This is a genomic window from Arthrobacter sp. DualSoilB13, from assembly GCF_055389195.1.
Map to the genome: position 1 here is coordinate 3264858 of NZ_AP035865.1, position 13942 is coordinate 3278799.

Annotated in this window: 11 protein-coding genes; 7 read left to right on the forward strand and 4 right to left on the reverse strand. The window is 59.7% G+C overall.

Going from position 1 to position 13942, the window contains the following annotated elements; genetic code table 11:
* Window positions 1-4 precede the first annotated feature (4 nt).
* Both ACZ5J0_RS15045 and ACZ5J0_RS15050 read left to right on the forward strand, forming a co-directional pair.
* Entirely contained in the window at window positions 5-421 is a 417-nt protein-coding gene (locus ACZ5J0_RS15045; RefSeq protein WP_464093417.1) for a MarR family transcriptional regulator, read from the forward strand.
* Window positions 422-574: 153 nt separating this feature from the next.
* The gene (locus ACZ5J0_RS15050; protein WP_464093418.1) at window positions 575-754 is read left to right on the forward strand and encodes a hypothetical protein; all 180 of its coding nucleotides are present in this window, start codon (window positions 575-577) and stop codon (window positions 752-754) included.
* A 73-nt stretch (window positions 755-827) separates the two neighbouring features.
* Here the strand turns inward: ACZ5J0_RS15050 and ACZ5J0_RS15055 are convergent, their stop codons facing one another.
* Window positions 828-2291 (reverse strand): protein adenylyltransferase SelO, encoded by a 1464-nt coding sequence (locus ACZ5J0_RS15055; RefSeq protein WP_464093419.1) that lies wholly within the window; start codon window positions 2289-2291, stop codon window positions 828-830.
* A gap of 251 nt (window positions 2292-2542) precedes the next feature.
* Here ACZ5J0_RS15055 and ACZ5J0_RS15060 point away from each other — a divergent pair, with 251 nt between their 5' ends.
* On the forward strand, window positions 2543-3352 hold the full coding sequence (locus ACZ5J0_RS15060) for a hypothetical protein (protein WP_464093420.1): 810 nt from the start codon (window positions 2543-2545) through the stop codon (window positions 3350-3352).
* Window positions 3353-3483: 131 nt separating this feature from the next.
* Here ACZ5J0_RS15060 and ACZ5J0_RS15065 read toward each other — a convergent pair whose 3' ends face one another.
* Entirely contained in the window at window positions 3484-3948 is a 465-nt protein-coding gene (locus ACZ5J0_RS15065; protein ID WP_464093421.1) for a hypothetical protein, read from the reverse strand.
* 94 nt (window positions 3949-4042) lie between these two features.
* Between ACZ5J0_RS15065 and ACZ5J0_RS15070 the strand changes: the two genes are divergently transcribed.
* Together ACZ5J0_RS15070 and ACZ5J0_RS15075 are read left to right on the forward strand one after the other, a co-directional pair.
* Complete coding sequence (locus ACZ5J0_RS15070; RefSeq protein ID WP_464093422.1) at window positions 4043-5569, forward strand: GmrSD restriction endonuclease domain-containing protein; 1527 nt, start codon at window positions 4043-4045, stop codon at window positions 5567-5569.
* 446 nt (window positions 5570-6015) lie between these two features.
* On the forward strand, window positions 6016-8484 hold the full coding sequence (locus ACZ5J0_RS15075; protein ID WP_464094737.1) for a choice-of-anchor L domain-containing protein: 2469 nt from the start codon (window positions 6016-6018) through the stop codon (window positions 8482-8484).
* A gap of 74 nt (window positions 8485-8558) precedes the next feature.
* Here ACZ5J0_RS15075 and ACZ5J0_RS15080 read toward each other — a convergent pair whose 3' ends face one another.
* Window positions 8559-10928 (reverse strand): glycosyltransferase family 2 protein, encoded by a 2370-nt coding sequence (locus tag ACZ5J0_RS15080; RefSeq protein WP_464093423.1) that lies wholly within the window; start codon window positions 10926-10928, stop codon window positions 8559-8561.
* A gap of 157 nt (window positions 10929-11085) precedes the next feature.
* On the opposite strand from ACZ5J0_RS15080, the gene ACZ5J0_RS15085 reads away from it, so the two are divergent.
* Both ACZ5J0_RS15085 and ACZ5J0_RS15090 read left to right on the forward strand, forming a co-directional pair.
* A complete protein-coding gene (locus ACZ5J0_RS15085; protein WP_464093424.1) occupies window positions 11086-12645 on the forward strand; it encodes a chitinase in 1560 nt (519 codons plus the stop codon).
* 12 nt (window positions 12646-12657) lie between these two features.
* Complete coding sequence (locus tag ACZ5J0_RS15090; protein ID WP_464093425.1) at window positions 12658-13107, forward strand: hypothetical protein; 450 nt, start codon at window positions 12658-12660, stop codon at window positions 13105-13107.
* Between the two features lie 55 nt (window positions 13108-13162).
* Here ACZ5J0_RS15090 and ACZ5J0_RS15095 read toward each other — a convergent pair whose 3' ends face one another.
* Complete coding sequence (locus ACZ5J0_RS15095; protein ID WP_464093426.1) at window positions 13163-13942, reverse strand: enoyl-CoA hydratase/isomerase family protein; 780 nt, start codon at window positions 13940-13942, stop codon at window positions 13163-13165.

The following is a 13942-nucleotide window of genomic DNA, read 5'->3' on the forward strand; positions in this document are numbered from 1 at the left end:
CTGAATGCCTGATATGGAACGATGGCCAACCAGCCGGCTGCTGTCCACTGCGGCGCGGCTTGTGGAATTGGCATGGAACGACAAATTACGTCCGCTGGGGCTGACCTATCCAGCGGTGCTGACCCTTGACGCCGTGGCGACGGCAGGACCCATTACGCCCGGGGATCTTGCCCGGAGCGTCCGCGTGCAGGCCCAGACCATGGGCCCGCTACTGACCAGACTCGAATCGCGTGGGTACATCAGCCGTCAACCCAACAGATTCGACAGACGCAGCCAACTGATATCAATCACTGACCTGGGCCGGTCACTGCTGGAGCAATCCCACCAACAGGAGGACAACGTATTGTCCGTGATCAATCTGGACTCCGAGGGGCTCCGTGAAGAATTGCTGGCAATCGTGCGGCATACAAACTTCAACTAACGGTTGAGGATAGGCTGCGTAGACGAAACTCCGCCAAACAAGGCAGTATTGAGTCAACCGCTGATGAAGCCCGGCGATCCGAGGGGACAATTCTCTTCCCCACCCCGGGCTAGCCATAAAGAGCGTGATGCCCGGACAAGCAAAAAGGGCGTCATGAGTGAACTTCAAATAGGCGATAGCCTTCCAGTGGAACTTCTGAGTTTCAGGGCCGCAGAATGCCTGGTATCAACAAGCGCCGACGAATCGGAGCACGTGTGCGTCCTGGATGCAGGGCACACCGGCAACCATTTGTCTGCAGGGGCAGACATGGTGGTTCGGGCGGCCTGGAGCTGAGCAAGCCGACGGCTAGCGACCCGGCCTGGCGGCTGCGTCGCTAGCCTGTCAGCAGCTTCAACCGCCAACCGCCCTATGTACCGCAGAAAGTCCGGTACGGGCCAAAGCTCTCCGGTGCAGGCTCGGCGAACTTTTCCAAGCCAGGGCGTTCGCTGTAGGGGTCAGATAAAGCTGCGAGCAACTGTTCCGTTGGGCGCGTGTCCCCCGCGGTTGCAGCAGCAAGAGCTTCCTCCACCAAGTGGTTGCGCGGGATGTAGATCGGGTTGACCCGGTCCATGGCGTCGGCGTCCGGGACGGTATCCCGCCAACGAGCCAGCCACGAATCGAAGGCAGCCAAATCCAGGACCTGACGGCGTGCAGGTTCAACATCCCCGCGGGCCGCCTTGCCGAGACTGCGGAAGAACGACGTGTAGTCTGCGCGCGCCTCTTGGACCAACTCAAGGAGCTCATCCACCAAAGGCGAGGCGACGGCGTCGTCAATCTCCTCAGCCAGCCCAAGCTTGGCCTTCATACCGTTGAACCATGTGGCGCTGTATTCCTTGCGGAATCCGCCCAGGGCATCAACGGCAAGTTCCACCGCTTGCTCCTCATCCTCATGGATCAAAGCCGCGATTGATTCGGCGAACCGGGCCAGGTTCCACTCCGCAATCAGCGGCTGGTTACGGTAGGCGTAGCGTCCCATTTCATCAATGGAGCTGTACACCGCCCCCGGATCAAAGCCGTCCATGAAAGCGCACGGGCCGTAGTCGATGGTCTCGCCGGACACAGTCATGTTGTCCGTGTTCATCACGCCGTGTACAAACCCAACCAGCATCCACTGCGCCAGAAGTCTCGCCTGGACAGAAATCACGTCCTTCAGGAGCGCGAGGTACCGGTTACTCTCACCGCCCGACGACGGGTGGTGCCGTTCGATCGCATGATCAGCCAGGCGCCGCAACAGATCCATGTCATTGCTGGCCCTGGCGTACTGAAAACTGCCCACCCGCAGGTGACTGCTGGCCACCCGCGTCAGGACGGCCCCCGGCAGAAGAGTCTCGCGCTGAACCTGCCGCCCGGTGGCGACCACCGCTAGGGACCGGGTGGTGGGGATGTTCAGTGCAGACATCGACTCGCTCACGATGTACTCCCGCAGCATGGGCCCCACCGCGGCCAAACCATCCCCGTTCCGGGCAAACGGCGTCCGCCCCGAACCCTTGAGATGGACATCGCGGAGCTTCCCGTCAGCGCAGGCAACCTCACCGAGCAAAAGCGCGCGCCCGTCCCCCAAACGCGGAGAATAGAAACCGAACTGGTGACCCGAATACCCTTGGGCCACAGGTGTAGCTTCCTCCGGGATGGTATTACCGATCAGCAGCCGTACGCCCTCCGGGCTCCGGAGAAAATCCGGATCAAAACCAAGTTCGACGGCGAGTGGCTGGTTGAGCACCAGAAGCTGCGGATCCGGTGCTTCCTCCGCCTGCCAAGGAATGGCCAGCTCCGGGAGCTCCCGGGCGAAACGGCCCTCAAAGGCGACAGTGGAATGCGCGACTTCACTCATCTCTCAAGGATATAGATGCTGTACACGGCGCGAAATGATGGTCCATCCCCGGCTAGCATGTGAACCACTGCCATATGGCGGGAGATCAATGGGGGCGGTTTCCGCCAAAAAGTTAGGCAATAAGTGGCTTCATCTGCGCAAGTGCGTCGTTTTCCAGCAACAAGAGGGTGGGCCGTGGGGCTTGCAGCCACGTCCTTGCTCGCATTCCTGGGCGGTATGGCCCTCTTCTTCAGTAACACCTTCCATCTCCCATGGACAGGTGGATCGCCGGGACGGCGTGCGTGGCTGTTGCCTTCTACTCCTTGCTGGCAAGCCGGCGTTCGCATCCCGTCCGACTCTTACAAGCCGTTGTCCTGGCGGCACCGCTGGCGCTCATTCTCGGGGCAATCATGTTCATGCCTCCCATGATGGGAACATTGGGAGCCATGGTGCTGCTGGTGGTGGCCTTGAGACAGGGCATGCCCGCCGCCTCGCGGGACGTGGTCCCTCCACGCGTAGTTCCCCGGAAAGTGGTTGCACCGAGCCGCCGCGTTGTGGGCGGAGCGGCGCTGGGACTGCTGGTGGTCGGGCTGGCGTGTGCGGTCTTTGCCGTTACGGGGAGTACCTGGGCACCCATTGCCACGGATTCCACCCACGCCATGAACCTCGGGTTGGCCTACGGCGCGTTCGCCAGCATCCCTTTGCTGGTTCTTGCGGGACGGGTACTTGCCCCTCGCTTGGGGCCCACGACGCCGTGGTCTGTTCTTCTTGGATGCGCGTCCATGGTTGTCCAAGGGTGCGCGCAGCTCCTGGGAGCCGGCCACACCTTGCAGTGGAACGGCATCCTCATTGCAGCAACCCTTATGGGTTTTGCCATCGCACTGCCGTTGGGTGGCTTGGTGGCTGGCGGCCGACTTACGCGCATCACTGTGGTGGCAATGATGGGTCTTGCTGCTTCCGTGGTGGGACTCCCCGTGGTGATGATGTCCGCGTTCCTGGCGCCGATTGGGTCCGCCGTCCTACTCGTCCGTCGCGTGGCTGGTAGCAGGCGGCAGCCGCGGCTCAGCTCTGAGCAGATGTGAAACTATCCACCCATTCGCGGAGCCCGGATGGAAACCCGCCCCGCGATTTCAATCAGTTTGTCCAATGATTCGGGGCTCGCGGCGAGTTCTACTTTGTTTGTCTCTGTCACCAAGGTTATGGCCCGGAACCCCTACGCTGGCATGTACTTGCGGTCCTTGCCGGTCACTTTCCGGCGCTCCGGCAAAACTTCCACCACGTTAAGCTCCGTGGACCTACCCGACAGTTCCAGGTTTTCGTACACAGCAGGCTGGAAACGCAACGACCCCGGAGCCGGTGTTGCAATACCTTGGTTCCATATCCCGCTGAGTGACCCCGGCAAAGAGTCGGGATAACGGATGAAGGCCCTGAACTGCCCGGCTTCATCAAGCCGTTTCTGTGTTTTACGCAGATTTTTGATCTGGAACAGCGCCAGTAGAACGTAAATCCAGGTACTAATGAACGCTTTGGACAGGGAATCCGCCAAGTCATTCGAGCCCACAATGAGCCAGACACAGCTTGTGAACACGAAGACTAAAAGGTAGCCAATGGCCAGTGCTAAATAGGGATGTTTGCGGAGCCACATTTGTCCACGATAACTGCCCGCCACGCGGTCCATGAGCCGCGACGTACCTTGCCCAGGACGTTTCTGCGGGTAGCATCCCAAAGAATGCGCTGCTCAGAGCGCACAAAATCGAATATGGGGAACCCAGATGCCCAAGGCACTTTCGTGGTTGGCGATCCTTTCGCTGACCGCGTCGGCGGCTGTCTTCATGCCGCAAACCGCGATGGCCTCAGATACGGCCAGCGTTTCAACTCTTTTCTCATCGTTATCTGTCACTTCAGAAACGAACACCGGCTATAACCGCGACCTCTTTCAGCATTGGATAGATGCTGACGGCGACGGCTGCGACACACGCTCCGAAGTGCTCCAACAGGAGTCCCTGACGCCGGTGACGTTCAGCTCGGGATGCACCGTAGCTGCGGGGCAATGGAACTCCTGGTACGACGGCGGCACCTGGACTGTAGCGTCCGACGTCGACATCGACCATATGGTCCCCCTCGCCGAGGCGTGGGGTTCCGGCGCGAGCGCCTGGACGGCCGAGCAGCGGCGCGACTACGCCAACGACCTCACGTTAAACGTGGCCTTGGAAGCTGTGACAGACAATGTGAACCAGTCCAAAAGCGACCGCGATCCGGCAGAGTGGATGCCTCCACTGGCTGGGACTGCTTGCCGATACGTCACGGACTGGGTCCTCGTAAAATACCGTTGGCAGTTGACTGTGGATGCGGCTGAATCGGCGGCAATTTCGTCCACATTGCAGGGCGGCTGCGGAACCACCACGGTTGCTGTGCCAACCATCGCGGTTGAAAGCACACCCGTTGACCCAGGCCCCGTCACTTTCAGCGACGTCACTGGGTCCACACAATTCAACGCGGAAATCGCATGGCTCGCCTCGCAAGGCATCTCCACCGGTTGGGTGGAAGCGGACGGGAGCCGAACCTACAGGCCACTTACTGCCGTGAACCGTGACGCCATGGCGGCCTTCCTCTATCGACTGGCCGGCGAACCTGGCTTCACACCCCCGGCGACGTCGCCCTTCGCCGACATCACGCCGTCGACCAAGTTCTACAAGGAAATCACCTGGCTCGCAGCGAGCGGCATTTCCACGGGTTGGACCGAACTGGATGGCTCCACAACCTATCGCCCACTCAGCCCGGTCAATCGCGATGCCATGGCTGCCTTCCTCTACAGGTTCGGGGGCAACCCCGCCTTCACTGCTCCTGGCACTTCTCCATTCGTGGACGTCCAGGTCGGAAGCCAGTTCTACCAACAAATCACGTGGCTGGCGTCCAAGGGCATCTCCACCGGCTGGGACATCGGATACGGCTGCCGCGCCTACAACCCGGTCCAGCCAGTGGCGCGTGACGCCATGGCAGCGTTCATGTACCGGTTCGTCAACGGCGGCAACGGTGGCATCACGGGCAGCACCTGTTCGCCGCCGCCGCCTCCCGTGACGCCGCCGCCGGTAACACCGCAGCCTCCGGTCACACCTCCGCCGCCGGTAACACCGCAGCCACCGGCAAATCCGGGTGACAGCGTAAAATGCACGAGTTTCAGTACGTGGCAGGCCGCCCAGGCATGGTTCGACAAGTACTACCCGTGGTACGGGGACGTCGCGAAGTTGGACTCAGACAAGGACCGCATCGCCTGCGAGACCTTGCCCGGCCACCCGTAAGGGGCCACCAAAAAAGCGGGTCCGGCTCACTATGAGCCGGACCCGCTTTTGCGACGCCTTAGCGGGCCTTGTCCGCGATTCGATATAGAAACGCCGCCATCGGGGACGTGGTGCTTACCGGCTGCCCTGCCGTTTGCTGGAAATTAATATCGAGCACTTTTATGGACTTATTTACTAAAAAGCCTTTATGATCACCGCACCAGCGTACTTACACACCCAGTGAAAAGATGCTGATACCAGCCCACCGCAATAGCTCAGTATTGCAACTAAAGCAACATAAAAATTTCCGTTCGCACCCAGGTCCATCACCAGTGAGGCAATTGGTGACGGGCACATGACGTTTTATGAGAGAGCGCCCCTTGAGCAGATCGCCTGACCCCACCGCGCCCATACCCCCTGCGGGGCATCACAAAAGACAGCGCTTTTCCCGATCCAGCCGTACCGTGATGGTTGGTTTTTTCTGTGCTTCGTTGGTCCTCACAGGCCAGACAGCAGCTACCGCCGCTGGTGAAACCGAAAAAGCCGTTACCTTCACCGATGTCCCCGCAGGCATGATGTTCGCCAAAGAAATGTCGTGGCTGGCAAATGAGGGAATCTCCACCGGCTGGTCCGATGGAACATACCGCCCCCTCACTGCCATAAACCGTGACGCGATGGCGGCATTCCTCTACCGGCTAGCAGGGAGCCCTGAGTTCACGGCACCCGGCACCTCGCCGTTCCAAGACGTCAGTCCGGGCCAGCAGCATTACAAGGAAATGGCTTGGCTGCATCAGCAACAAATCTCCACTGGCTGGGACGTGGGAAACGGCAAACGGGAGTACCGGCCCACATCCGCGATTAACCGGGATGCGATGGCGGCCTTCCTCTATCGCTTTGAAAATAAGCCTGAATTCCAAGCACCAACCACGCCTCCGTTCTCTGACATCAGCAGCACCACGCAGTTCTACACTGAGATTTCCTGGCTCCATGCGAAGGGAATCGCTACGGGTTGGGACAACGGAGACGGTACTGCTTCCTACCGTCCGCTTTCGCCCATCAATCGTGATGCCATGGCGGCCTATCTTTACCGGTTGTCGTTGCCACCAGCAGAGGATGGCGTGGTCACCTCGCCGGATACGCTCATCATTGACAGCGCCGCCTTGGCACAGAAGTACGTTCAGGGCGATACCATCATCACCTTCAACTCCGTAGGAGCGGGTGCCCCGGATATCGATCCCGGAAACGTACTTGTATCCGGATTCTCAGAATTCACCCCTGACGGAATGCTGGTTCGGGTCCAGCAGGTCACTAATGCCCCCGACGGCAAACAAACAGCCGTTGTTCAGCAAGCCACCCTGCCTGACGCCATCTACGACACCAACGGCCTGGTGACGCCAACCACCACCATCGTCAAGCAAGAGTTCCTTCCCGCCGACGGCGTCGAAGTGATCGACAACGCCCAGGCATCCGCTGCTCCTTTCAACCGCAATGGCGGGCGAATTCCGGCAGATGAACTGGCCACAGCCAGTGACGTGTCACTGCCCATTTTCGAGAAGACCTTCAAGTTCTCCGACACCCTGAGTAAATCCGTAACCGGTACAGCGTGGAAGACGGTGGACGTAGAGGGCACCGGCACGCTGGCACTCAGCAGCGAATTCGGCGTCAGTTCCGATGTCAACGCGGAAGTAGATATCCACTGGGCCTCACTCAAACAGGCTAAGTTCACGCTGGACACGGGCTTGTCCGCTGAAACGACAGCCAGGGCAACGGGTACTTTGACCGGCACGGCCGAGAAGAACCTGGGAACCGTCAACACCTGGGCTCACGTCCAAGTGGGTCCTGTGCCTGTGGAAATCCAGTTCATTTCCTCCATTGATCTCAAGGCCAAGAGCGAATGGACGGCAGATACGTTCGTCACGGCGGCGGCATCTGCCACCACCACGGTTGGTATGTCCTATAAGGACGGCAACTTCCAGCCTGTAGCTGAGTACGGCGGCAACGCTGAGGCAACGTTCCAAGGACCGCAGTTGACCAGCGAGTCTTCCGTAACCATCGGCCCCACACTGACTGCCAAGTTGTACGGAATTGCTGGCCTCACGGGTGGTTTCGATGCCTATGCAAAGTACGCCACCGGGCCTGAAACGTGCGCCCACGAGGTGGGACTGGCAGGGCGGATAGGCGTGATTGCCGGCGTCGAGGTCTTTGGCATGAAGCTGACAGATGAGTGGAAGAAGGAGCTCACCAAGAACCTTGTCCTCTGGCAAGGCGACCTCTGCAAGCCCGTGACGCCGCCGGTTGAGGACGTCACCGAAGAAGTCTTCGGTGACGGCATTGCCGTACAGGAAAAGGGCGGCGCCGGGGACTCATCCCAGTGGGGCCGGGCCACTGACTACGGCCCTGGTGGTGCTGCGTGGATCCTGTCAACAGGCAACATGCAGAACTCAGTGGGAACACCTGGACAGGAGGCTTCCAGCGATTTGGGAACCCCTGGTAACACCACATTGTCCGAATTCATTGGAGGTCTGCCCACATTCGATGCAGCCTCGTACTGGGCAAAAGTTGTTCCCTCCGGTGACACCCTCCACGTTCGGTATTTCTTCGCCAGCGAAGAATACCCGGAGTATGTAGGCAGCAACTACAACGACGTCATGGGCGTCTTTGTCAACGGCACCAACTGCGCGTTGGTACCCGGGACACAAACCCCGATCAGCGTCAACAACGTCAACGATCACACGAACCAAAGCTATTACATTGACAACACCGCCGGAGCAAGCGGATTCAACACCACCATGGACGGTATGACCACCGCCCTTACGTGTTCAGTTCCGGTGCAACCGGGCGTTCCTGTCACCGTGGAAATTGCTGTTGCTGACACCAGCGACGGCATCCTCGACAGTGCCGTGGCATTGCTCGACGGAGGCATCTGGTCCGACTAGATCCGATCAACAAAACAGGGCCTTCCGCCATCAGGCGGAAGGCCCTGTTTTTTTGATAAGCCTCCGTAAATCGACTACCGCAGTGAAATTCGACGACGGCGGTCCGTCCCGCCGCGGAGGTCACGGTTAAGCCGGCGGTCACCGTGGTAGAGGATGGATTCCCAATCCACTTCCTCGGGAGTCTTGGGAACAACCAACGATTCCGGCTTGTCCTTCTTCTTCGGTTCAACGTAAAGCCAGTTGACCGCCCCCAGGACAACATCCACCACGGAGTTCCACAAGCCGATGTATGCCTGGATACACCACATGGCCAACACCGCGTTCAGTGAGGCGAAAGCGACGTTGCCCCAATTGCCCTGTTGGGCGTCCCGCCAAACCGTCAGGACAGAGAACGCGACGATTGCGTACGGAATCAGGACGTAGATGGCGGGGGCAGCTGTCCGGTCCTTGACTTTGGGCGTTCGGACAAAGGGAATCTTGTCCCCTGTGAGGCCCTGCTGGAGAGACTTCAAAACACCGGCCAGGTTGACCGGCAGCAGGATGAGGTTGAAGCCATAGATGCGGAAGATGTCGCTGAAGCGGTGGCCACAATCGCGGAGATCGGATCCCATGCAGAGGAAGTACGGCAGGGCGGCAATGAAGACTGCAGGGCTGAGGAGCCTACTGTCATAGGGGTACGCCAAGAGGAATAGAAGCCCAAAGCTGGCCCAGGTAATAGACGCCATGTAATTGACGCGCAGGAGAACCTCGCGGATCAGTATCCGTTGGCGTTGACTTCGCCGCTGCGAGAGTTGGTTCCAGAGCTTGGGAAGGATCAGCAGGCCGCCATTTGCCCAGCGTCGACGCTGCACCACCAGGGAACCGAAGTCCGGCGGCGTGGCGCTGTAACTCAAACGCTCCGGATAATTCACCAGGGTCCATCCGTGGGTTCCCAGGTCAATGCTGGATTCCGTGTCCTCAATGACGGTCCGGTCCTGAATATAGGTTCGAATTTCGAACCCGCCAACCGTTTCAACTTCAACGATGTCCTCAATGGCGCATTTGCGGATAATCGCGTTGGCACCCACCCAGAAAGTGGCTCCATGGAACGTCATTCCTTGATGGAGGATGTGCTGAATATCCGTGGTGGCACCGGCAATCCTCTCGATGCGGGTGGGCGCACCGCGGAACGACGAATACGGGGTCTGCGTAACTGCCACACGCTCGTTGCCCGCAGATTCCAGGAAATAGACCAACCGCAGGCAGTAGTCCCGCAGCAGTAGAGAATCGGCGTCCAATGTCAGCAAATAGGTGCTGTCCGGAACCAACACATCGTCTTCACGCGGAACCAGGGACGGGCGAAGCACCACGCTCCCGGCTGTCTCTTCCCGCCGCCACCGCTTACCCATGAGGGAGATGTAGGCGTTGAGGTTCATGGCCTTATTCGCCTCGTGGGAAAGGCTGGCGTAGCGCTTACGTTCAAAAGTCTCAGTGCGGACATTGAAAATCCACGTGAGCCGTAGGTAAAGCTGCTCCATCCGTTCGGGGCTGGGCGCCGTGTTTTGGGCTTTTGCGGCGTCCAGCGCCAACAGAACGAGCCTCAGTTCACGTGCCAGTCCCATGATGACCAGGTCCACAAAGAACTCGTCCACATGGTCTTCTACAGTCTCGGCTTCAGCCATCGCTTCCAGCCACTCCACGGCCGCTTCATATTCCGCAATCAGGAGACCGAGCTCATGGGCTTTGTCTGCTTGATTTACGCCCCGGCTCCCCTCTTGAAGGAGCAATCCGCGCCTCTCCCGGAAGGTATTCAGGGCTTTGTTCGCACGTTCCGCCGGGGAGGACAAAGCATCCGCGATCTGACCCGCCAGCGCCCTGGTCTGTTCAAGGCGGTGAATCTTTTCCGGCTCAGTAGGGTGCGGTGGATCGTCCAAGAGCAAGACCACCCGCAAATCCGGAAACTCCTGGAGTGCAGCCGACCACAGCGTTCCCCTGACCACCTGCGGTTCTTCGGCATAGGAGGGCACCAACACCGTCACGGCCTCTTTATAGTTGGCAAAGTGGGCGTCAAGTTCGCCTCGGGGTACCCTGCGATGCTCCTTGAACCGGTACAGCGCCCCTTGCCGCGCCATAAGGTACATCAAGGCGGAAAAGGTCAAGAACGTCACAACAATGAGGTAGGAAATGGACTCAAATCCGAATCGGAATCCCGAGTTCGGGTTGTCAACAAACTGCCGAATAATGGTGGAAACCACGTAGTAGAGCCAAGCCCCTACCGTCACAAGCATGGCGAGCCTGCCGAGCACGATCTTCCGGGAAGACGGCGTCGGATGAACAATAGCCAACGGTTCAGACCGCCGCTCAGACCCCCATTGCCTCTTCCTACCTGCATTTTCCGGACGGTCCGCAGGATGCTCTTTGGGATCCCGCTCGACGTCGGATAAATCAACCAACTGGTCCGTCATTATTCCCCATCAGACTGCGAAACGCGCCTTCCGGCCGCATAGCCGGTTGAACGTCCGCTTCCGTGTCAGAAGCGTCGCCAATTGCCCTTATAGTAATCGATAACAGGAGCCTTGGATTCCAATGCGGTCTAGGGAAATTTATTATGTTGGGGGAATAATGTCGAAGCACTTTCCTGGGCGAAAGTTGTCCTGGGTTCGGCTCTCCGTGCTGCTGGCCGTCGTAGCGGTAGTTGTAGGTGCCGGCGTGGTTTCCTGGCGTAATTACACCGATACCCGTGCCGCGGCAGCGTCACCATCGCATTTCATGGGATACGTTGATGTGACGGCAACACCCCGGTACGCGTTTGAGCAACCGGCCGGCGCCACCAGCAAATCAGTAGTCCTGTCCTTCATCGTGGCCGATGCCAAGGACGGATGCACCCCCTCATGGGGATCCTTCTACAGCCTGGACGCAGCCGCTTCAGACCTTGATCTTGACCGGCGCATAGCCCGCCTCCGGCAGACCGGCGGCGATATAGCTGTTTCCTTCGGCGGGTTGTCCAACCAGGAACTCGCCACCGCGTGCAGGGACGACGAACGGCTCCAGCAGGCCTATTCGACTGTGGTTGAACGCTACGAGCTCAACACCATTGACCTGGACATCGAGGGCACCGCCCTGGCAGACAAAGCCGCCCTTGCACGGCAAGCCAAAGCCATCTCCGCTCTACAGAAGGACCGGCAGGCCGAGGGCAAGAGCCTGTCCGTTTGGTTGACGTTACCCGTGGCCCCATCGGGGCTGACCGCGGACGGGACGGCCGCCGTCGCTCAGATGCTCTCCGGCGGCGTGGAACTGGCCGGTGTGAACATCATGACCATGGATTATGGCGAAAGCAGGGTGGCCGGGCAGTCGATGCTGCAGGCCTCCATCGCGGCCGCCGAGGCAACGCATGCCCAGTTGGACGATGCTTACTCGGCGGCGAAGCAGAGTCTTGGTGCACAGACCCTGTGGCGCAAGATCGGGCTGACCCCCATGATCGGCCAGAACGACATTGTGGCTGACGTGTTCACCCTGTCCGACGCCCAGGGTTTGCACGACTTCGCGCAGGGCAAGGGTGTTGGCCGCATGTCCATGTGGTCCTTGAACCGGGATGCCGAATGCGGGCCTAACTACCCCACCCTGACTGTGGTGTCCGACGCCTGCAGCGGTGTGCCACAAGGCGCCGCGCGTTTCTCCGACGTCCTGGGTACAGACATTGGCTCCAAAGCAACAGCCTCACCCAGCCCGATGCTGCCAACCACCACTGCCACCGCCGTAGTGGATGACCCAGCCACCAGCCCCTATCCGGTGTGGTCGCCGGTAGCCACATACGTGCAGTCGGACAGGATCGTGTGGCAAGGCAACGTCTACGAGGCCAAGTGGTGGACAAAAGAAGACGTTCCCAATGACCCCGTCCCGGACCGGGCAGCGGCCCCCTGGAAACTAATCGGGCCAGTCCTACCCGGCGACCGGCCCAAGCCTGAGGTCACTGTGCCCCCAGGAACTTACCCTGCGTGGTCTGCCACAACCGTCTACCACAAGGGCGACCGGGTGATGCTGGAGCAGCGAGTCTTCGAAGCCAAATGGTGGGTCCAAACGCAGAGTCCGGAAGCCGCATTGCAGGGCTCAACGGATTCGGCGTGGAGGAAACTAAGCACCGAAGAATTGGCCAAGGTGCTTGCCGGCCAGGCAGCAAAATAGGAGCAACACAGCATGAGGAAGTACCTGACAGCGGTGGCATTGCTTGCAGCGGCCACCCTTGTCCTGAGTGGATGCGCTCAGGGGCACGACGACGCCAAAGCCAGCGATCTCGGCACCACCTTCGCTTACTCATTGGCGGGTCACAACGGCAAATTCTGCGAGCACCTGGACAGTTCCAGTGAACAAAGCGTGGAGGACTGTAAGAAGAGCGAAGCGGAAGCAGCTGCCAAGCAAGGGGCCTACCAAGAGCCAATAATGTGGGTGCCCAAGATCTACCAGCTGATCCCCGGGAAAGAAAAGATTCTCGGAATAGTGGTGGAGTTCAACCGGGCAGGAAACCAAGAGTTTGTTGCCATTGAAGCGATACAGCGGGGAGACGAGTACAAAATCCTTCGCTGGGCCTATCCGGATAAGGCCGACTACAAGACCGACCGTGCAATCACCAACACCTTCAGTTGGTGAATCCTAGCCTTCTCAGTGCATGAAGAGTTTCGGTAGTCGCGGCCGCGGCCACCGGTCACCCCTTGAAAACGGGCGCCCGCTTCTCCTGGAACGCACGGAAACCCTCGGCGTAATCGTCGGTTTTGCAGAGCCGTGCCTGTTCCGAGTTTTCCTCGGCCATGGATGCCCACAGGCCCAGGCGCTGATCGCGGATGTGCGCCACCAGTTCCTTCGAAGCATTGAAGGCTTCGGTGGCGCCGACGGCAACACGGGAAACGATGGCCCGCGTCTCGTCCAGCAAAACATCCGCCGGCATTGCCCTGCTGAACATCCCCTGCTCCACGGCTTCCGCCCCGGAAATAAGGTCCGCGGTGTAGATCAAGTCCAGCGTGCGGTGCATGCCCAGACGTTCCGTGAAGTACCAGTGCCCGCCCGAGTCCAACGTGGCCCCAAGCTTGGCAAAGGGTGAACCGAACTTGGCATTGTCCGCCACATACACCACGTCCGTGGCCAGCAGCAGTCCCAGCCCAACCCCCAGGCAGGCGCCGTGCGCGGCGGCAAACGTGGGCGCCGGGAACGCAGCCATCTTCCTCAGCAGCGGTTCAACAAGTCCGCCAAGATAAGCCTGGGCATCATCGGTTTCCGGTGTCACCCCTGAAATGTCGCGCCCGGCACAGAAGGCGCGGCCTTCTCCGCGAAGCAGCAGCGCCCGCACCTCACCGCGTGAGGCGGCGGCAGCAGCGTCGTCGTACGCTTTGTCCAGCTGGGCAAGCGCGTCCTCGTTGAGCGAGTTCAGCTTGTCCGGGTAATTGAGGACGATTTCGGCAATGCCGTTGGCAATGGAGAGCTCGATCAT